14 protein-coding genes are annotated in these 19,813 nt (G+C 57.0%); 4 read left to right on the top strand and 10 right to left on the bottom strand.

All coding sequences use genetic code 11. The annotated features are described in order from the left end of the window. Window positions 1–8 precede the first annotated feature (8 nt). Window positions 9–1,424 (bottom strand): siroheme synthase CysG, encoded by a 1,416-nt coding sequence (gene cysG, locus ABU178_RS15800; RefSeq protein ID WP_397216592.1) that lies wholly within the window; start codon window positions 1,422–1,424, stop codon window positions 9–11. Between the two features lie 254 nt (window positions 1,425–1,678). Here cysG and ABU178_RS15795 point away from each other — a divergent pair, with 254 nt between their 5' ends. Then, a complete protein-coding gene (locus tag ABU178_RS15795; RefSeq protein WP_397216590.1) occupies window positions 1,679–2,695 on the top strand; it encodes an aminopeptidase in 1,017 nt (338 codons plus the stop codon). Window positions 2,696–2,749: 54 nt separating this feature from the next. On the opposite strand, the gene cysH is transcribed toward ABU178_RS15795, so the two are convergent. From cysH to cysJ, 3 genes are read right to left on the bottom strand one after another with little or no spacing between them, the layout of a single operon-like run. After that, the gene (cysH, locus tag ABU178_RS15790; RefSeq protein ID WP_397216588.1) at window positions 2,750–3,484 is read right to left on the bottom strand and encodes a phosphoadenosine phosphosulfate reductase; all 735 of its coding nucleotides are present in this window, start codon (window positions 3,482–3,484) and stop codon (window positions 2,750–2,752) included. Between the two features lie 10 nt (window positions 3,485–3,494). Continuing rightward, the gene (gene cysI, locus ABU178_RS15785; RefSeq protein ID WP_397216586.1) at window positions 3,495–5,207 is read right to left on the bottom strand and encodes an assimilatory sulfite reductase (NADPH) hemoprotein subunit; all 1,713 of its coding nucleotides are present in this window, start codon (window positions 5,205–5,207) and stop codon (window positions 3,495–3,497) included. Beyond that, window positions 5,207–7,012, bottom strand: a complete 1,806-nt coding sequence (cysJ, locus tag ABU178_RS15780; RefSeq protein ID WP_397216584.1) for an NADPH-dependent assimilatory sulfite reductase flavoprotein subunit — start codon at window positions 7,010–7,012, stop codon at window positions 5,207–5,209. Before cysJ ends, cysI begins: the two co-directional genes overlap by 1 nt. 296 nt (window positions 7,013–7,308) lie before the next feature. Here cysJ and queD point away from each other — a divergent pair, with 296 nt between their 5' ends. Together queD and ABU178_RS15770 are read left to right on the top strand one after the other, a co-directional pair. Continuing rightward, window positions 7,309–7,668, top strand: a complete 360-nt coding sequence (gene queD / locus ABU178_RS15775) for a 6-carboxytetrahydropterin synthase QueD (protein WP_397216583.1) — start codon at window positions 7,309–7,311, stop codon at window positions 7,666–7,668. A gap of 107 nt (window positions 7,669–7,775) precedes the next feature. Then, window positions 7,776–8,375: an inorganic diphosphatase gene (locus ABU178_RS15770; protein ID WP_397216581.1), complete on the top strand. Its 600-nt coding sequence runs from the start codon at window positions 7,776–7,778 to the stop codon at window positions 8,373–8,375. Window positions 8,376–8,426: 51 nt separating this feature from the next. Here the strand turns inward: ABU178_RS15770 and queE are convergent, their stop codons facing one another. The 6 genes from queE to rlmD all read right to left on the bottom strand — a co-directional run bounded on the left by queE (window position 8,427) and on the right by rlmD (window position 16,981). Beyond that, complete coding sequence (gene queE / locus ABU178_RS15765) at window positions 8,427–9,098, bottom strand: 7-carboxy-7-deazaguanine synthase QueE (protein WP_397216579.1); 672 nt, start codon at window positions 9,096–9,098, stop codon at window positions 8,427–8,429. Between the two features lie 177 nt (window positions 9,099–9,275). Then, window positions 9,276–10,574, bottom strand: coding sequence for a phosphopyruvate hydratase (gene eno / locus ABU178_RS15760; RefSeq protein WP_397216577.1), 1,299 nt, complete (start codon window positions 10,572–10,574; stop codon window positions 9,276–9,278). 76 nt (window positions 10,575–10,650) lie between these two features. Next, window positions 10,651–12,288 carry a glutamine hydrolyzing CTP synthase gene (gene pyrG, locus ABU178_RS15755; RefSeq protein ID WP_397216576.1) on the bottom strand — a complete coding sequence of 546 codons (1,638 nt, stop codon included), beginning with the start codon at window positions 12,286–12,288 and terminating at the stop codon, window positions 10,651–10,653. Window positions 12,289–12,535: 247 nt separating this feature from the next. Continuing rightward, window positions 12,536–13,324 carry a nucleoside triphosphate pyrophosphohydrolase gene (gene mazG, locus ABU178_RS15750; RefSeq protein WP_397216574.1) on the bottom strand — a complete coding sequence of 263 codons (789 nt, stop codon included), beginning with the start codon at window positions 13,322–13,324 and terminating at the stop codon, window positions 12,536–12,538. Between the two features lie 73 nt (window positions 13,325–13,397). Further along, a complete protein-coding gene (gene relA, locus ABU178_RS15745; RefSeq protein ID WP_397216572.1) occupies window positions 13,398–15,632 on the bottom strand; it encodes a GTP diphosphokinase in 2,235 nt (744 codons plus the stop codon). Window positions 15,633–15,664: 32 nt separating this feature from the next. Next, a complete protein-coding gene (rlmD, locus tag ABU178_RS15740) occupies window positions 15,665–16,981 on the bottom strand; it encodes a 23S rRNA (uracil(1939)-C(5))-methyltransferase RlmD (RefSeq protein WP_397216570.1) in 1,317 nt (438 codons plus the stop codon). 101 nt (window positions 16,982–17,082) lie between these two features. On the opposite strand from rlmD, the gene barA reads away from it, so the two are divergent. Then, window positions 17,083–19,788, top strand: a complete 2,706-nt coding sequence (gene barA / locus ABU178_RS15735) for a two-component sensor histidine kinase BarA (RefSeq protein WP_397216568.1) — start codon at window positions 17,083–17,085, stop codon at window positions 19,786–19,788. Window positions 19,789–19,813 lie beyond the last annotated feature (25 nt).

Here is a 19,813-nt window from a genome sequence, read left to right as displayed (position 1 = left end):
ATTTTCCCTCAAGCCAGATTGACAACAGCGGACTCGCGAGCCCCCTGCTGCGCTGAATGTTGAAACCAGGCCAGTTGCCCGTGCAAATTCACCACTTCCCCAATTACCAGCAGCGCTGGCGTCGGCGCTGAGCGAGCCAGCGCGTCGAGTTGTTCTAGGGTGCCGGTCAGTACCTGCTGATCCTGGCGCGTGCCGCGTCCAATCACCGCCACCGGCGTATCCGGGGCGCGCCCGTGCTGAATCAGCGCGGCGCTAATTTCCGCGGCCTTCACCGTGCCCATGTAGATTGCCAGCGTCTGACGCGCGCGCGCCAGCGAAGGCCAGTCGATATCTGCGCCGTCGGCGCGGCAGTGTCCGGTAATAAACAGCACGCTTTGCGCGTAGTCGCGGTGGGTTAACGGGATGCCCGCGTAAGCGGTGGCGCCCGCCGCAGCCGTTACGCCCGGCACCACCTGAAATGGAATGCCCGCCGCGCGCGCAGCCTGCAGCTCTTCGCCGCCGCGACCAAAAATAAAGGGATCGCCGCCCTTCAGGCGCACCACACGTTTGCCTTGCTGCGCCAGCTTCACCAACAAGTGGTTGGTCTCTTCCTGCGAAACCGAATGGGCACCGGCACGCTTGCCGACACAGATGCGATCGGCATCGCGCCGCACCAGCTCCAGCACCTCGTCGCTGACCAGGTGATCGTAAAGCACCACGTCCGCCAGCTGCATAACCTGCAGGCCGCGCAAGGTCAGCAGGCCGCTGTCGCCCGGTCCGGCGCCGACCAGAATAATTTCGCCCTGATTGTTTTCTTCGCCGTTCAGCTCATTATCGAGCGTCTGCTTTGCGGTGCTGAGGTTTCCGGCCGCCATCTGGCTGGCAAACAGGCCGTTAAAGGCGCGCTCCCAGAAACGACGACGATCAGACATTTTGCTGTAGCGCTGTTTAACTTTGTCGCGCCACTGACCGGCAACCTGCGCCATCTGCCCGAGGTTGGCAGGCAGCAACGCTTCCAGCTTCTCACGCAGCAGACGCGCCAGTACCGGCGCGGTGCCGCTGGAGGAGATCGCCACCACCAGCGGCGAGCGGTCAACAATAGAGGGGAAGATAAAGCTGCATTTCGGCTGATCGTCGACAACGTTAACCAGCTTCTGACGCGCGTTAGCGGCCTCAAAGACCCGGCTGTTCAGCGCATTGTCGTCGGTTGCGGCAATCACCAGAAAAACGCGATCCAGCTGCGCCTCATCGAACGCCGTCGCCAGCCATTCAACCTGCTGCTCTTCCTGCAGCGCCTGCAGTTCAGGACAGAGCGCGCGGGCGGCAATATGCACCTGAGCGCCGGCCCGACGCAGCAGTTCGATTTTACGCGCTGCCACATCACCACCGCCGACAACCAGAACCGGTCGGCCTTTGAGATCGGCAAAGAGAGGCAGATAGTCCACGTTAACCTTATCGTAGTTACAATGATTTAACGTGACTATACGACTGCGGGTTCAGGCAGATGAAATTACGAATTGGAATGAGTAGTTACCTAATGGAATAACGCGCCGCAAATGCTAAGAACAAATTGTGCTTAGCAGATGATATTACTGGCGTTTCGGGACAATTCGAATTGTGCAATCGCCATCACGGTTTCATACTGGCGATGAAATTTTTTCGCCCCAAACGTCACAGGACGACAGGAAAGGATTGCGTTATGTTTGCCACTCTCCGCCTGACCGCGCTGGCTGCGCTGCTCAGTTGCGGTTTAACCCTTCAGGCCCAGGCTGATGAAGCCGAAACCGGTCAGTTTGCTGAACAACAGCTGCGCCATATCGCCAGCTGGTTTCCCGGACGGATGAGCGGCAGTCCGGCAGAAATGATGGCGGCGGACTATCTCCGACAGCAGTTCAGCGCCCTGGGTTTTCAGAACAATACCCGACAGTTTAATACTGGCGCACCCTGGCGTGATGCTCACGGCGAGCAGCGCTGGCATAAAGTTACCGCCACCTCGGTGATCGCCGCACGCGCCGGTACGCAGCCGCAGGAGATTTTGATTCTGGCCTCGCTGGATACCTGGACGCCGCAAAACGCTGCTCAGGCGCAGCATGATCAGGGCGGCCTGCGCCTGCAGGGCGCGGATGATAATGCCTCAGGACTCGGCGTGATGCTGGAGCTGGCGCGCCATCTGAGCACAATGCCGCTGCATTATGGCGTACGCTTTGTCGCCCTCAGCGCCAGCGAAACCTCGCAGCGCGGCATGGAAGATTATCTGGCGCGTATGAGTGAAAAAGAGAAGAAGAACACGCTGTTGGTGATTAACCTGCACAGCCTGATCGTTGGCGATCGGCTCTGCTTCAACAGTGGCGTGCATATGCCGGGATCGGTACGTCAGCAAACCAGTCAGCGCGCGCTGGCGCTGGCGCGCCGCTTCGGCATTCCCGCCGCCAGCTATCGTTTGACGGAAAAAGATCATCACCCCATCAATCCGTTCGATAAAGCGGGCTTTCCCCTGCTGGATGTTACCGCCGGCAACGGGCCGCTGAGCGGCGCAGGAGGCATCCAGCGCGCGCGCACGACGCATTTTCCCGAGGGTACGGTTCGCCACCAGACCAATCGCGATAACCTGAACTATCTGGATCGCTGGCTGCCGGGCCGCATCACGCAGCGCATGCATGACAGCGTGAAAATTTTGCTGCCGCTGCTGACGGAGCTGACGAATCCACAAAAATAAAGCCGGAAAGGGGTGATTGCCCCTTTCCGGCTTCTTCACTTCGTTGCAGACCGCTTAGCCTTCGTGTAATCCGCACTCGCGTTTCAGGCCGAAGAAGCGCGTCTCCTCTTCCGCCATGCCCGGTTCCCATTTTTTGGTGGTGTGGGTATCGCCCACCGATAGATAGCCTTCGTCCCAGAGCGGGTGATATTTCAGGTTATGCTGCTTCAGGTACTGATAAACCTGACGGTTATCCCAGTCAATGATCGGCAGGATTTTAAACACGCCACGCTGAACGGCCAGCACCGGCAGATTGGCGCGGCTGCCGGACTGATCGCGACGCAGCCCGGCGAACCAGGTGTGCGCGCCAAGGGTTTCCAGGGCGCGGTTCATTGGCTCAACCTTATTGATCTGGTTGTACTTTTCGATGCCCTCAACCCCCTGCTCCCACAGCTTGCCGTAACGCGCTTCCTGCCAGGCTGGCGAGGTTTCCGCACGGAAAACATGCAGATTCAAATCCAGCTTATCGGTCAGCTCATCGATAAAACGGTAGGTTTCCGGGAACAGATAGCCGGTATCGGTCAGAATCACCGGAATGTCTGGTCTCAAACGCGTCACCAGATGCAGCGACACCGCCGCCTGAATGCCAAAGCTGGAAGAGAGCACAAAGGCGCCCGGCAAATTGTCCAGCGCCCAGCTGACGCGCTCCTCGGCGCTGCGCTTTTCCAGCAGCGCATTGGTTTCGGCAATTGCCAGAATGCGCTCAACTTTCGGTAATTCATTCAGTGTTGCGAGATCGAGTACAGACATGTTGCCTCCGTTATTCCCAAAAATCGCGGGCCGGATCCAGTACCGGTTTCACGATGCCGGCGCGAATGACGAAATCACCAAAGCCTTCGTCATGGTCACGCTCTTTCGCCCAGCGGCCCACCAGCTCATCAATGCTGGCAAGAATCTCGCTTTCGTTAATATTCTCACGGTACATGCGCGGAATGCGCGTGCCGATGCGGTTACCGCCGATATGCAGGTTGTAACGACCCGGCGCTTTCCCGACTAACCCGATTTCAGCCAGCATGGCACGACCGCAGCCGTTGGGACAACCGGTGACGCGTAGCACTATGTGCTCTTCGCCAACCCCATGACCCTGCATGATCTCTTCCACTTTAGTAACGAAAGCGGGCAGGAAACGCTCCGCTTCCGCCATCGCCAGCGGACAGGTCGGGAACGCCACGCAGGCCATGGAGTTCTCACGCTGCGCGCTGACGTTCTCCATTAAACCGTGCTGGCGGGCAATCAGTTCGATACGATCTTTTTCGCTCGCGGGTACCCCCGCCACGATCAGGTTCTGGTTAGCGGTGAGACGGAAGTCGCCCTGATGAACCTTTGCGATCTCCAGCATACCGGTTTTCAATGGGCGCCCCGGATAATCGAGCAGACGACCGTTTTCCACAAACAGCGTCAGGTGCCATTTGTTGTCGATGCCTTTGATCCAGCCAAAGCGATCGCCGCGGGTGGTGAATTCGTACGGACGAATCGGCTCGAAGGCGATACCTGCGCGCTTCTCCACTTCCGCTTTGAAGGTCTCGACGCCCACGCGCTCCAGGGTATATTTGGTCTTGGCGTTTTTACGGTCGGTACGGTTGCCCCAGTCGCGCTGGGTAGTCACTACCGCCGTAGCCACGTCGAGGGTTTTATCCAGCGGCAGATAGCCGATTTCGCTGGCGGTACGTGCATAGGTCGCCTTGTTGCCATGCTCAATAGAGAGACCACCGCCTACCAGCAGGTTGAAGCCCACCAGCTTGCCGTTCTCGGCGACCGCGATAAAGTTCAGATCGTTGGCATGCAGATCCACATCGTTGTGCGGCGGGATCACCACGGTGGTTTTGAACTTACGCGGCAGGTAGGTTTCACCGAGGATTGGCTCCTCATCGGTGGTCGCTACCTTCTCTTTATCCCACCAGATTTCTGCGTAGGCGCGGGTGCGCGGCAGCAGATGCTCAGAGATCTTCTTCGCCCACTCGTATGCTTCCTGATGCAGTTCAGACTCCACCGGGTTAGAGGTACAGAGCACATTACGGTTCACATCGTTGGCGGTCGCCAGCGCGTCAAGGCCCACTTCGTGCAGCATCTGATGCGCCGGTTTGACGTTCTTCTTCAGAATGCCGTGAAACTGGAAGGTCTGACGGTTAGTGATCCGAATGCTGCCGTAAATGGTTTTGTCGGTGGCGAATTTATCGATCTGAAGCCACTGCTGCGGCGTAATGATGCCGCCCGGCAGACGGCAGCGCAGCATCATCGCGTGACGCGGTTCCAGCTTCTGTTCAGCGCGTTCGGCGCGAATATCGCGATCGTCCTGCTGATACATGCCATGGAAACGGATCAGCAGAAAGTTATCGCCGTTAAAGCCGCCGGTCAGACCTTCATCGAGATCTTCCAGAATGGTGCCGCGCAGATAGTTGCTCTCTTTTTTCAGGCGCTCTGCGTCAGAAAGTTTGCCTTCAACGACCAGCGGTCCAGGGTGTTTTTCACTCATCAGTAAACGTCTCGCTGATAACGGCGCTCAATGCGCAGCTCACTTAAAAATTCGTCGGCCGTTTCACGATCCATTCCGCCGTGCCCGACCACCACATCCAGCAATGCCTGTTCAACGTCTTTCGCCATACGATTGGCGTCGCCGCAGACGTAAATATGCGCGCCTTCCTGAATCCAGCGCCACACTTCCGCGCCTTTGGCGCGGATTTTATCCTGTACGTAAACTTTCTCTGCCTGATCGCGCGACCAGGCGAGATCGATGTTGGTCAACAGGCCATCCTTGACATATTTCTGCCACTCTACCTGATAGAGAAAATCCTCGGTAAAATGCGGATTGCCGAAGAACAGCCAGTTTTTGCCGCCTGCGCCGTCGTTGTCGCGCTGCTGCATAAAGGCGCGGAACGGCGCGATGCCGGTGCCGGGACCAATCATAATCACCGGCGCGTCCGGGTCGGCAGGCAGACGGAAGTTATCGTTGTGTTCGATGAACACGCGGATTTCGCCATCCTCTTCCAGACGATCCGCCAGATAGCTGGAAGCGCCGCCCGCGCGGGCGCGGCCATCAATCTCGTAACGCACCGCGCCGACGGTGATATGCACTTCGGTATCTGTTTCCGCCTGCGAGGAGGCGATGGAATAAAGGCGCGGCGTCAGCGGGCGCAGCAAGGCGGTCAGCTGCTCGGCACGCAGTTCGCACGGCGCCTGACGCACCATATCCACAATCGGCATGGTCTGCGCATAGTGTTGCAGCTGCGCTTTATCCGCCACCAGCGCCAGCAGGGTTTCGTTACGCGCCAGCGCGGCGTATTGCTCTACGATCTGCGGCGTGTTGACGGTAAGTTCAAACTGTTTTTGCAGCGCGTCAGCGATCCTCAGGCTCTGACCGTTGATCTCAACTTCTTCGCTGCCGTTCAGCCACAACAGCTCAGTAAGCTCCTGCACCAACGCCGGATCGTTCTCATACCAGACGCCAAGCGCATCGCCTGGCTGGTAACGCAGACCGGAGTCGCCGAGGTCGATCTCGATATGACGCACATCTTTATCAGAGTCGCGGCCGGTAATTTTCTGGTTAACGGCCAGGGCGGCGCTAAGCGGCGCCTCTTTGCTATAGGGGCTGGTGAACACTTCGTTCACCGTACCCGCCGCGCTCATCGCCGCCTGCGCCGGGGTGGCAGCAGGCGCGCGCTGTTTCAGAATCGCGGTAATCTGTTCGCGCCATGCCGCCGCTGGCGCAGCGTATTCCACATCGGCATCCACGCGATCCAGCAGGCGTTCGGCGCCCAGCTCAGCCAGGCGTTTATCGAAATCCTTGCCCATCTTGCTGAAAAATTCGTAAGAGGTGTCACCAAGACCAAACACGGCAAAGGCGGTGCCCTCAAGCTTCGGCGCTTTTTTCGACATCAGGAATTTATACAACGCGACAGCTTCTTCCGGCGGATCCCCTTCTCCCTGCGTCGAGGTGACGATCACCAGCAGCTTCTCCTGGCCAATCTGCTTGAATTTATAGTCACCCGCATTCACCAAATTCACGTTCAGCTTCGCCGCCAGCAGATCGTCGCGCAGCTGTTCCGCAACGCGACGGGCGTTGCCGGTTTGCGAAGCGGAGATCAGCGTAATAGCGGGCGCTTCAGCCTGCGCCGGCGCGCTGGCCGCCATGCTGCCGGGCGTCTGATTGAGCATCCCCCAGAAGTAGCCGGAGAGCCACGCCAGTTGAGTGGTGGAGAAATCGGTTGTCGCCGCCTGCAAGCGCGCGAGTTGCTCCGGCGTCAGCGGGAGCAGAGAACTTGGGGGAGCCTGAGTCGTCATCGCGTTAAGAATTCCAGTGTCAAAAGTCCGGACCGTAAAGTGGCGGAAGAACAGATAGGTTACCGGCCCGTATATTAACGATTAAATAAAGCTTCGACATAAATAATAACCAAAACGACTAAACGGTTTTACGGGTAAAGTTAATCGGCAAAAGTGGTAAAGAAAAATCTTTCAATTCAAACATATGCTGTAATCACCTTACAGGCAAAGCGGGAAAAATGACTTTTAGCCCGTGACGGGTGCGTAAATTCCGCTTTTCAGGTAGACTTTGCGGGTTTTTAAGACCGGAAAATATTATGTCTACCACGCTGTTTAAAGAGTTCCAGTTCGAAGCGGCTCACCACTTGCCCCATGTGCCTGACGGGCACAAATGCGGGCGCTTACATGGCCATTCATTTTTGGTGCGTCTGGAAATTACCGGTGAAGTGGATGCGCATACCGGCTGGGTAATGGATTTCGCCGAACTGAAAGCGGCGTTTAAGCCGATTTACAATCGTCTCGATCACTTCTACCTGAATGAGATCCCGGGTCTGGAGAATCCTACCAGCGAAGTACTGGCGAAGTGGATTTGGGACCAGATGAAACCGCGCCTGCCCGAGCTGAGCGCGGTAATGATCAAAGAGACCTGTACCGCCGGCTGCGTCTATCGCGGCTGAGCCAAACGGATCGACCTGTTCGATCCGTTTTTTTTATCCCGTCATCATTCTGTCATCTTTGCTACTTACGTTGTTGGCTCCTTCATTAAAGATCAAGAGAATCAACAATGAATCTGGTCAAAAAACTTTCCCTGATTGCGCTTTTTATTTCTGCCTCTGCCGCCGTTCAGGCACAGAATGTGCTCGATTTTCCACAGCCGGAAAATAACCCTGATGAGTTTTATGCCGTGACTGAAATCCCGGCGGGCGGAATCATCAAATATGAGACCGACGCCAAAACAGGTTTTATCGTTGCGGACCGCTTTCAGTCGATGCCGGTAGCCTATCCGGCTAACTACGGCTCATTGACCCAGTCACTGGGCGGCGATAACGATCCGCTGGATGTGATCTTTTATACCCGCGCGCCGATGCAGCCGGGCACGCTGATCAAGCTGCGTCCGATTGGCGTGCTGAAGATGATTGATGGCGGCGAGGTGGACGATAAGATTGTCGCCGTACCGGCCAGCAAAATCGATCCTACCTATGATGATGTTCAGGCAATCAGCGATCTGCCGAAAATGGAGCAGGAGCGCCTGCAGGCGTTTTTCCGCGTTTACAAGCAGCTGCCAGATGGACGCAAGAAAGTGGAGCTGAACGGTTTCCAGGATGCGGCGACGGCCAAAACGGAGATCAAACAAGCATTCGACGCCTGGAAAGCGAAGCAGTAAGTTTTCCGACGATCGCTCAGGGCGGCTGTGGGCCGCCCTGCTTATTCAGACTCAGGCGATGTTCAGGTATTTGTGCGTCTGCATCGATAAACGCCAGTTGCGGGCGATACAGGTCTCGATGCAGAGCTTGGTCGCCGCCTCTTTACGGCTGATGGGCTGTAGTGCGATGACCCGCTGCTTGTCATCATCAATGCCTGCCAGCAGTTCATCCAACGCTTCGATGTCGCGTTCGCGCCCGACCGGATGTTTGATCTCATCGGCGCGCGCCAGCGCCTGCGGCAGCACGTCGTAGCCGCCACGCATATTTACTTTAGGCGAAACCGTCACCCAGGTGGCATCAGAACAGTGAATGCTGTGCGTTCCGCTGGTTTCAATCTGGCAGCCAAACCCAGCCGCTTCCAGCGCGCTGGTCAGCGGTCGCAGATCGTAAATGGCTGGTTCCCCACCGGTAATCACCACATGGCGCGCCGTCCAGCCCTGACGGGCAATAGTATCAATCAGCATCGCGGCATCGGCGTTGCCCCAGGCATCGCTTTCAATATTTTTGACCAGAATGTCACCCAGCGAAGTCTCCCGATCCGCCAGCTTTTCCCAGGTATGTTTGGTATCACACCAGCTACAGCCCACCGGACATCCCTGCATACGGATGAAGATGGCCGGAACGCCGGTATAAAAGCCTTCGCCCTGCAGCGTCTGGAACATTTCGTTAATCGGGTAGTGCATTTTTTACTCGTCTGGATAAATCGGGGCGCTGATTATGGCAGAGATTTGCTGCGCGACAAAATGAACATTGTCAGCAAGCGGCAGGCAGCGGTGGAAAAAGCATGGAATGAAAAAGCCTCGCGCCAGGGCGAGGCTTCAGTCAGACAGAGGCGCAGCCGTCGCCGCGCCCGCAGGCGATTACGCCTGGCCTTTCACTTCTTTCAGACCGTTGAACGGCGCTTTTGAACCCAGCGCTTCTTCAATACGGATCAACTGGTTGTATTTCGCTACACGGTCAGAACGGCTCATAGAACCGGTTTTGATCTGGCCCGCTGCGGTACCTACTGCCAGGTCAGCGATGGTAGCGTCTTCGGTTTCACCGGAGCGGTGAGAGATCACCGCGGTGTAGCCTGCGTCTTTCGCCATTTTGATCGCCGCCAGAGTTTCGGTCAGAGAACCGATCTGGTTGAATTTGATCAGAATGGAGTTAGCGATGCCTTTCTCGATACCTTCTTTCAGGATTTTGGTGTTAGTCACGAACAGGTCATCACCCACCAGCTGGATTTTGTCGCCCAGCACTTTGGTCTGGTAAGCGAAGCCTTCCCAGTCAGATTCGTCCAGGCCATCTTCGATGGAGACGATCGGATACTGTTTGGTCAGATCTTCCAGGAAGTGGGTGAACTCTTCAGAGGTGAACGCCTTGCCGCCTTCACCAGCCAGCACATATTTGCCGTCTTTGTAGAATTCAGAAGCCGCACAGTCCATCGCCAGGGTGATATCTTTGCCCAGCTCGTAACCGGCTGCTTTTACCGCTTCCGCGATCACGGCCAGCGCTTCGGCGTTGGAACCCAGGTTCGGCGCGTAGCCGCCTTCGTCGCCAACAGCGGTATTCATGCCTTTGCCTTTCAGCACTTTCGCCAGGTGATGGAACACTTCAGAACCCATGCGGATCGCTTCTTTCACGCTGGAAGCGCCTACCGGCTGGATCATGAATTCCTGGATATCGACGTTGTTGTCGGCGTGCTCGCCGCCGTTAATGATGTTCATCATCGGCAGCGGCATAGAGAATTTGCCCGGAGTGCCGTTCAGTTCAGCGATGTGCTCATACAGCGGCTGACCTTTAGAGGCCGCAGCGGCTTTCGCAGCTGCCAGAGAAACGGCCAGAATGGCGTTTGCACCGAAGTTGGATTTGTTTTCAGTACCGTCCAGGTCGATCATGATCTTATCAATGTTCGCCTGATCTTTGGCATCTTTGCCTTTAACCGCATCAGCAATCGGACCGTTAACTGCCGCAACCGCTTTGGTCACGCCTTTGCCGAGGAAACGTGATTTGTCGCCGTCACGCAGTTCCAGAGCCTCACGCGAACCGGTAGAAGCGCCTGATGGAGCCGCTGCCAGACCAACGAAACCACCTTCCAGATGCACTTCTGCTTCAACAGTCGGGTTACCACGGGAGTCGATGATTTCGCGACCGATGACTTTAACGATTTTGGACATTAGTTTTTCCTCAGTACAAGTTAGTCAATCCTAAGACAAACAACGCGCGAAAAGTTCGCGCGCTGCTCGTGAAAACTTACTTCGCTAAACGCTTCTGGTACTCGTGTGCCGCCTTAACAAAACCGGCGAACAGCGGGTGACCGTCGCGCGGGGTTGAGGTGAACTCAGGGTGGAACTGGCAAGCCACAAACCACGGATGGTTCGGGATCTCGATAATTTCCACCAGTTGGTCATCCCCGGAACGCCCCGCCACGCGCAGGCCTGCCGCTTCAATCTGCTTCAGCAGCAGGTTGTTCACTTCATAGCGATGACGATGGCGCTCAACAATGGTGTCGGAACCGTACAGCTGACGCACCAGGCTGTTGTCGGTTAGCTGACACTGCTGGCTGCCGAGGCGCATAGTGCCGCCCAGATCGCTCTGCTCGCTACGCACTTCCACATTGCCTTCTTCGTCACGCCATTCGGTAATCAGCGCCACCACCGGATATTTACAGTCTGGCACAAATTCCGTCGAGTTGGCGCCTTCCATCCCGGCGACGTTGCGCGCGAACTCCATCAGCGCAACCTGCATGCCGAGACAGATGCCGAGATAAGGCACGTTGTTTTCGCGCGCGTATTTAGCGGTAATCAGCTTGCCTTCCACGCCGCGATAGCCGAAGCCGCCCGGAATCAGAATCGCATCCAAATCTTTCAGTAATTCGACGCCGCGCGTTTCCACATCCTGCGAATCGATCAGCTTGATGTTAACGGTAACGCGATTTTTCAGGCCGCCGTGCTTCAGCGCTTCAATCACTGATTTATAGGCATCCGGCAGCTCAACATATTTGCCCACCATACCGATGGTAACTTCGCCGCCCGGATTTGCTTCTTCATAAATCACCTGCTCCCACTCGGCCAGATTGGCTTCCGGCGCGTTCAGGTTGAAGCGTTTGCAAATGTAGTCATCCAGCCCCTGCGATTTCAGCAGGCCGGGGATTTTATAAATGGAATCGACATCTTTCAGCGAGATAACCGCTTTTTCCGGCACGTTACAGAACAGCGCGATTTTAGCGCGTTCGTTGGACGGCACCGCGCGGTCTGAACGGCAGATAAGCACGTCAGGCTGGATACCGATCGACAGCAGCTCTTTCACCGAATGCTGCGTGGGTTTGGTTTTCACCTCGCCTGCCGCCGCCATATAGGGAACCAGCGTCAGGTGCATATACATGGTGTGCTCACGGCCCACGTCCACCGCCATCTGACGGATCGCTTCAAGGAACGGCAGCGATTCGATATCCCCTACGGTGCCGCCGATTTCCACCAGCACGACGTCGTGACCTTCGCCACCTTCGATGATACGTTCTTTGATGGCGTTAGTGATATGCGGGATCACCTGGATGGTGGCACCGAGATAGTCGCCGCGACGCTCTTTGCGCAGCACTTCGGAATAAATGCGGCCAGTGGTGAAGTTGTTGCGGCGCGACATTTTGGTACGGATGAAGCGCTCGTAGTGACCCAGATCCAGATCGGTTTCGGCCCCATCATCAGTAACGAACACTTCGCCGTGCTGTGTCGGGCTCATGGTGCCGGGATCGACGTTGATATACGGGTCCAGCTTCATGATGGTCACGTTAAGACCACGGGCTTCGAGAATGGCTGCGAGGGAGGCTGCGGCAATGCCTTTACCCAGAGAGGATACGACCCCGCCGGTCACAAAAATATAGTTCGTTGTCATGCTGAACCTGAGAGTTTAGGTTTAAAGATGGTGGAATAACCAGGACGGGAAAACAGTATACCGGAAACCACTATCTGCGACAATTGATGAATCAACGCCATCCTCCAACGCATTGCTCGGGTAACATAGCGGATTGCATTCAGGGAAATGTTGACCTGCGTCACAAAGTCGCGGTCTGGCTGAATCGAGTAAGCTTAAACGGTGAAACTATGCGCAGTTCAGGAATAATTGGCTGACAACGATCCCGTTACGCCTTTTCCTGCGCCTTCACCTGCTGCCAGGCGGCTTCCATCTGCTCCAGAGTCGCCTGCGACATCTCCAGGCCCTGTGCGGCGATAATGGCTTCAACCTGACGGAAACGGCGCTCAAATTTGTCGTTGGCCTTTTGCAGAGCGGTTTCCGCCTTGCTGCCGAGATGACGGGAAAGGTTAACGGTAGCAAACAGCAGATCGCCAATCTCCTCCTCCAGTTTTGCCGGATCGATTACTGCCTGCTGCGCCTCGAACATCACTTCATCAATCTCTTCGTGCACCTTCTCTACCACCGGGCCGAGAGTGGTCCAGTCAAAACCGACATGGCTACAGCGCTTCTGGATTTTATGGGCGCGCATCAATGCCGGCAGCGCTTTAGGAATATCGTCAAGGGCGGAGTGTTGTGCTTTATCGGCGCGCTCGGCGCGTTTGATCTGTTCCCAGTTGTGCAGCACTTCGCGGCTGCTTTCCGCTTTCACCTCGCCGAAAATATTCGGATGACGGCGCTCCAGCTTATCGCTGATGGCGTTACAGATGTCATCAAAGTTGAAGCGATCCTGCTCGCTCGCCATCTGAGCATAAAACACCACCTGAAACAGCAGATCCCCCAGCTCGCCGCGCAGATCGTCAAAATCTTCGCGCTGAATGGCATCCAGCACTTCGTAAGTCTCTTCGAGGGTATAAGGCGCGATGGTGGCAAAGGTCTGTTCACGATCCCACGGGCAGCCGTGTTGCGGATCGCGCAGGGTCTGCATGATGTTAAGCAGGCGTTCAAGGGAAGACATAGGCAGTTCCGTTAAAAAATAGAAAAGGCGCAGCCAGCCTGAGCGCACAGGCTGGCGGAGTTACTGGATGAAATCAATGTAACCGTTTCGCGTCGATAATATCCGGCACCTGATTCAGCCGCGCCAGCACACGTCCCAGCACCTGCTGATTATAGATTTCGATATCCATATCGATGGTGGCGAGCTGCTTTTTGGTATCGCTCCGGCTGGAGACGCCCAGCACATTGACCTTCTCGTTGGCGAGAATGGTGGTGATGTCGCGCAGCAGGCCGCTGCGATCGTTAGCGGTGACGCGTACCACCAGCGAGTAGCCGCTGGAGTAACTTTCGCCCCAGACCGCATCAACAATACGCTCCGGCGCATGATTAGTGAGTTCGGCCAGCTGGTCGCAGTCGGCGCGATGAATCGAGATGCCGCGCCCTTGGGTGATAAAGCCGACGATATCGTCGCCCGGAATTGGCTGGCAGCAACGCGCAATGTGATGCATCAGGTTGCCGACCCCTTCCACCACCACGCGGCCGCTCTCTTTGCGTGCCGAGGCGGGGGTGTAGGATTTTTGCGTCAGCTGGCGCAGCGCCTCGCGATCTTCTTCTTCCGCGCTCGGCTTATTCAGCTTCGACTGCAGATAGTTAATCATCTGATTCAGACGAATATCGCCGCCGCCGATAGCCGCCAGCAGTTCATCCAGCGAGCTGACGTTGTAGCGCGGCAGCAGGACTTTTTCCGCCTCTTTCAGGCTGATATCGAGATGGCTCAGTTCACTGTCAAGGATCTGGCGCCCGGCGATGATGTTTTTATCGCGATCCTGCTTGCGGAACCAGGCGTGAATTTTTGACCGACCGCGGCTGGTGGTGATGTAGCCGAGGTTGGGATTCAGCCAGTCGCGGCTCGGGTTCGGCTGCTTCTGCGTGATCACCTCAACCTGATCGCCCATCTGCAACTGGTAGGTAAAGGGCACGATGCGGCCGCCGATTTTAGCGCCGATACAGCGATGGCCGATATCGCTGTGGATGTGGTAAGCGAAATCGAGCGGCGTGGAGCCGGCTGGCAGATCCACCACGTCGCCCTTGGGCGTAAACACATAGACGCGGTCGTCGAACACCTGACTGCGCACCTCTTCCAGCATTTCGCCGGAGTCCGCCATCTCTTCCTGCCAGGCGATCAGCTTACGCAGCCAGGCGATGCGCTCCTCATGCCCCGCCGCGCCGCGCGCGTTGCTGTTGCCCGGCCCCTCTTTATATTTCCAGTGCGCGGCGACGCCCAGCTCCGCATCTTCATGCATCTGGCGAGTGCGGATCTGAATCTCTACCGTTTTTCCCTGCGGGCCAAGCACCACGGTGTGAATCGACTGGTAGCCATTGGGTTTGGGGTTGGCGACATAGTCATCGAACTCATCAGGCAGATGGCGATAAAGCGTGTGCACGATGCCCAGCGCGCCGTAGCAATCCTGCAGGCGATCGGCGACGATGCGCACCGCACGCACGTCAAACAGCTCATCAAACGCCAGCGACTTCTTCTGCATTTTGCGCCAGATGCTGTAGATGTGCTTGGGACGGCCATAGACCTCCGCGCGCACCCCTTCTGTGGTCATCTCTTTGCGCAGGCCGGAAACAAAGTTTTCGATATATTGCTCGCGATCGATGCGGCGCTCATGCAGCAGTTTAGCGATGCGCTTGTACTCATCGGGATGCAGATAGCGGAAGCAGTAATCTTCCAGCTCCCACTTCAGCTGGCCGATACCCAGCCGGTTAGCCAGCGGCGCATAAATATTGGTGCTCTCTTTGGCGGCCAGCACGCGCTCATCTTCGGGCGCATCCTTCATCTCGCGCAGATGGGCGATGCGCTCCGCCAGCTTGATCACCACGCAGCGGAAATCTTCCACCATCGCCAGCAGCATGCGACGCACATTATCGACCTGCTCGGAGGCCATCGAATCGTTATGAATTGCTTTCAGCTGGCGAATGGCGTCCATGTCGCGCACACCGTGCACCAGCGAGACGATCCCTTTGCCAACCGTCTGTTCCAGCTCCTCTTCGCTGACCACATCAGCGTTGGCCAGCGGGAAAATCAGCGCGGCGCGCAGGCTGTCGATATCCATGCTGAGCATGGAAAGGATCTCCACCATCTCGATACCGCGCCATAACAGCAGCGTCTGATCGGGATGATCGCGCGTTTCAGCTTCACAGTAGCGCCAGGTGTCAGCGAGACGGGCACATGATTGCGGGTTGGCGATGCCAAGGCTTTCGATCCATTGATCGAGAGCAAACTCCCCGGCCGTGTTTAAATGCGCACTTCTTACCGCAACCATATCCTCTCCTGCCACAGCCACTCAACGGCGGCTTATGTTTTGCTGAACAGCACCATGGATTCGAGATGACTGGTATGAGGAAACATATCCAGCATCGCGACCCTTTCCAAATGGTATCCCGCTGACAGTAATGTCTGACTGTCACGGGCAAGTGTTGTAGGGTTACAGGAAACATAGACCACACGTTCCGGGGCAAGTTTAACGATGTGCGACATTACCCCCGCCGCACCGGCCCGTGCCGGATCCAGTAACACCTTGTTAAATCCCTGCGCCGCCCACGGCTGGCGCGAAACGTCCTCTTCCAGGTTGTGCTGAAAAAAGGCGACATTTTTAAGATTATTCAAGCCAGCATTATACTCTGCCTGCCTCACTAATGCTGCAACGCCCTCCACACCAACCGCATTTAATACAAATTTTCCTACAGGAAGTGTGAAGTTTCCCATACCGCAAAACAGATCAAGCACGCGGTCCTGCGGCTGCAAATCGAGCCATTCGATCGTCTTCGCCACCATCTGCTGGTTCACCGCATCATTCACCTGAATGAAATCCTGCGGGCTGAAGGTGAGCTTCAGGTTGTGGGACTGGTAAAAGGGCGTTTCACCACCCAGCGCGGTCAGCCTGTCGCTGCCGTCCGCCAGAAACAGCATTAGCTGATGTTTATGCGAAAAACGTTCCAGTTTTTGTCTATCGTCCGCATGCAGCGCATCAAGATGGCGCAGCACCATCAACGGACCGTTATCCGCCAGTACCAGCTCAAGATGTCCCAGCCGCTTTGCCGCCTTCAGTTCGTTCAGACATGCTTTAACCGGCAGCAGCAGCGCCTCAAGTTCGGGCGCCAGAATGGGGCACTGCGCAATATCCACCAGATCGTTGCTCGCCGCCTGGCGAAATCCCATGCGCAGCTGCTGCGTTTTCGCCTGCCACTGCAATCCCAGCCGGGCGCGACGGCGATAGCCCCAGGGCGCGCCGGCAATGATCTCCTCCACCACGACCGGCTGCTGCGTCTCGCGGCTGAGCATACGGGCCAGCGCCTGCGCTTTGCTGCTCTGCTGCAACGCCTCATCAACGTGCTGTTGCTGACAGCCGCCGCACACGCCAAAATAAGCACAGCGCGGCGTGACGCGCGCCGGACTCTGACTCAGCAGGCGCGTGACTTTGGCGCGCGCGTACTGACGTTTATCCTCCAGCAGCGTCACCTCTGCCTGTTCGCCGGGCAATGCGCCCGTCACGAACAGCGTCTTGCCCTGATGTCGCGCAACGCCCTGACCAAAGGGATCGAGCGCTTCAATGGTGACGGTGATACGCTGTCGGGTCGTCACGCGCTGTTTTGCGGAGTAAAATTGCGCCATAGTGTTGTGAATTCTCTTTTAACTTGTCACGGTGTGCCTGCAACGGAAGTTTTCCCGTCATGCACAGGGATCGTAATGCCAGGAGTAGCCAGGCGACTATTATGACGAAATACAGCCTGCGGGCGCGAATGATGATTTTGATCCTGGCACCAACCCTGATGATTGGTCTGCTGCTCAGCACCTTTTTCGTGGTACATCGTTACAACGAACTGCAGCGACAGGTGATCGATGCCGGTGCCAATATTATCGAGCCGCTGGCGGTCTCCAGCGAATATGGCATGACCGGGAATCATCGTGATGCGATTCATCATCTGGTCAGCCTGCTGCATCGTCGCCATTCCGATATTGTCCGCGCCATTGCGGTTTTCGACAACCACAACCGTCTGTACACCACCTCCAATAATCTTCAGACGCCCGGCCTGCTGCAAAAAGAAGATCCGTCTAGCCTGACGGACAATGTCTCGATTGAGCGTAACGGCAACCTGATGATTCTGCGTACGCCAATCGTTACCGAGCGCGCCGCGCCAAATGAAACGCCGACCGGCAATCCGCTGGGCTATGTGGCAATTGAGCTGGATCTGCAATCGGTGCGTTTGCAGCAATATAAAGAAGTGTTTGTTGCCACGCTGCTGCTGCTTTTTTGTCTCTGTATCGCCATGCTGTTCGCCTATCGCCTGATGCGTGATGTCACCGGCCCGATTCGCAACATGGTGGCGACCGTGGACCGCATTCGCCGCGGCCAGCTCGACAGCCGCGTTGAGGGCTATATGCTGGGCGAGCTGAGCATGCTGAAAAATGGCATCAACGCCATGGCGATGTCGCTGACCGCCTATCACGAAGAGATGCAGCACCACATTGACCAGGCGACCTCCGATCTGCGGGAAACGCTGGAGCAGTTAGAGATTCAAAACGTTGAGCTGGATCTGGCGAAAAAGCGCGCGCAGGAAGCGGCGCGCATCAAATCGGAATTTCTGGCGAACATGTCTCACGAGCTGCGCACGCCGCTCAACGGGGTGATCGGCTTTACCCGCCAGATGCTGAAAACCGGACTTGGCACCACCCAGCGCGACTATATGCTGACCATTGAGCGCTCGGCCAACAATCTGCTGAGTATTATCAATGACGTGCTCGACTTCTCCAAGCTGGAGGCGGGCCGGCTGGTGCTGGAGTCGATTCCTTTCCCGCTGCGCGCCACGCTGGACGAAACCCTGGTGCTGCTGGCCCCTTCCGCGCATGAAAAAGCGCTGGAGCTTACCGTCAGTGTGGATAAAACCGTGCCGGATAATGTGATTGGCGATCCGCTGCGCCTGCAGCAGATTCTGATCAACCTGATGGGTAACGCCATTAAATTTACCGAGCATGGCACCATCGATCTGAAAGTGGCGAGACGCAGGCAAAATAATACCTGCGTCGAGCTGGAGATTCAGGTGCACGATACCGGCATCGGCATCTCGGAACAGCAGCAGACGCAGCTGTTCCAGGCGTTTCGTCAGGCGGATACCAGTATCTCCCGGCGTCACGGCGGCACCGGCCTTGGCCTGGTGATTACCCAGCGGTTGGTCAGGGAGATGGGCGGCGAAATCGCTTTCCACAGCCGCCTTAATCATGGCTCCACCTTCCGGGTGCATATTCAGCTCGATCTTAACCCTAACGCCCCCAGCATGCCGCGGGTGCTGGACGCGCTGAATCAGTCGCGCCTCGCCTATGTCGAGAGCCATCCGGCGGCGGCCAAAGCCGTGCTGGAGATGCTGGGCGCCACGCCGTTGCAGGTGCATTACAGCAGCACGCTGGAAGGGCTCGGCGACGAGCGCTTCAACACTCTGCTGGTGGGCATGCCGGTCAACGTTACCCGACAGGCGCTCTTCGCCGAAGGCCGCATTCCTGCACTGCTGGAGCGCGCCGACTCGGTGATTATGGCGTTGCCGAGCCAGATGATGATCTACGCCGACGAGCTGAAGTTATGCGGGGTTGCCGCCTGCATCGCCAAGCCGGTTTCGATGACGCGCCTGATGCCGCTCCTGCTCGATCTGCATGCCCGCCAGCGTGATGAACTGCCCGTCAGTCCGCGTTTACCGCTGACCGTGATGGCGGTGGATGACAATCCGGCGAACCTCAAGCTGATCGGCGCGTTGCTGGAGGAGCAGGTCGAGAACAGCGTACTGTGCGACAGCGCGGAACAGGCGATTCGTCAGGCGCGTCAGCAGCGACTGGACGTGATTCTGATGGATATTCAGATGCCGGAAATCGACGGCATTCGCGCCAGCGAAATTATCCGCAGCCTGCCGCTGCATGCCGGGACGCCTATTGTGGCGGTCACCGCCCACGCCATCGACGGCGAGCGTGAGCAGCTTATCAAAGCCGGAATGAATGATTACCTTGCCAAACCCATCGATGAGAGCAAGCTGAGCCTGCTGCTGGCGCGTTATGCCCCTTTGCCCGCGCCGCCAGCGCTATTGCCTCACGTCTCGCCCTCCCTCGACTGGACGCTGGCGTTACGCCAGGCCGCCAACAAGCCGGAACTGGCACGTGACCTGTTGCAGATGCTGCTCGATTTTATGCCCGAGGTGCGTGAAACCCTGGAAAAAGGCATGGCGACCAACGATGCCGCCGCGCTGCGCGAAATCATCCATAAGCTGCACGGCAGCGCCAGCTACAGCGGGATGCCGCGCATGAAGCAACTCTGCCAGCAGTTGGAGAAAAATCTGCACCAGGCGAGTGATATCGCGGCGCTGGAGCCGGAGCTGCTGGAGCTGATTGATGAGATGGACAATGTGGCGAAGGAAGCGCGAGGCTTGCTGGACGAATGATTTCCCTCTCCCATCGGGAGAGGGA

The sequence above is a fragment of the Pantoea osteomyelitidis genome (assembly GCF_044342975.1).
GTDB classification, from domain to species: domain Bacteria; phylum Pseudomonadota; class Gammaproteobacteria; order Enterobacterales; family Enterobacteriaceae; genus Pantoea; species Pantoea osteomyelitidis.
This window is presented reverse-complemented; position numbering and strand designations above follow the sequence as displayed.

Coding starts and splice junctions, on each gene's coding strand:
- barA (WP_397216568.1), top strand. CDS start 17,083: ATGACGAAATACAGCCTGCGGGCGCGAATGATGATTTTGATCCTGGCA.
- ABU178_RS15770 (WP_397216581.1), top strand. CDS start 7,776: ATGAATCTGGTCAAAAAACTTTCCCTGATTGCGCTTTTTATTTCTGCC.
- cysI (WP_397216586.1), bottom strand. CDS start 5,207: ATGAGTGAAAAACACCCTGGACCGCTGGTCGTTGAAGGCAAACTTTCT.
- rlmD (WP_397216570.1), bottom strand. CDS start 16,981: ATGGCGCAATTTTACTCCGCAAAACAGCGCGTGACGACCCGACAGCGT.
- cysH (WP_397216588.1), bottom strand. CDS start 3,484: ATGTCTGTACTCGATCTCGCAACACTGAATGAATTACCGAAAGTTGAG.
- mazG (WP_397216574.1), bottom strand. CDS start 13,324: ATGTCTTCCCTTGAACGCCTGCTTAACATCATGCAGACCCTGCGCGAT.
- ABU178_RS15795 (WP_397216590.1), top strand. CDS start 1,679: ATGTTTGCCACTCTCCGCCTGACCGCGCTGGCTGCGCTGCTCAGTTGC.
- cysJ (WP_397216584.1), bottom strand. CDS start 7,012: ATGACGACTCAGGCTCCCCCAAGTTCTCTGCTCCCGCTGACGCCGGAG.
- pyrG (WP_397216576.1), bottom strand. CDS start 12,288: ATGACAACGAACTATATTTTTGTGACCGGCGGGGTCGTATCCTCTCTG.
- relA (WP_397216572.1), bottom strand. CDS start 15,632: ATGGTTGCGGTAAGAAGTGCGCATTTAAACACGGCCGGGGAGTTTGCT.
- eno (WP_397216577.1), bottom strand. CDS start 10,574: ATGTCCAAAATCGTTAAAGTCATCGGTCGCGAAATCATCGACTCCCGT.
- queD (WP_397216583.1), top strand. CDS start 7,309: ATGTCTACCACGCTGTTTAAAGAGTTCCAGTTCGAAGCGGCTCACCAC.
- queE (WP_397216579.1), bottom strand. CDS start 9,098: ATGCACTACCCGATTAACGAAATGTTCCAGACGCTGCAGGGCGAAGGC.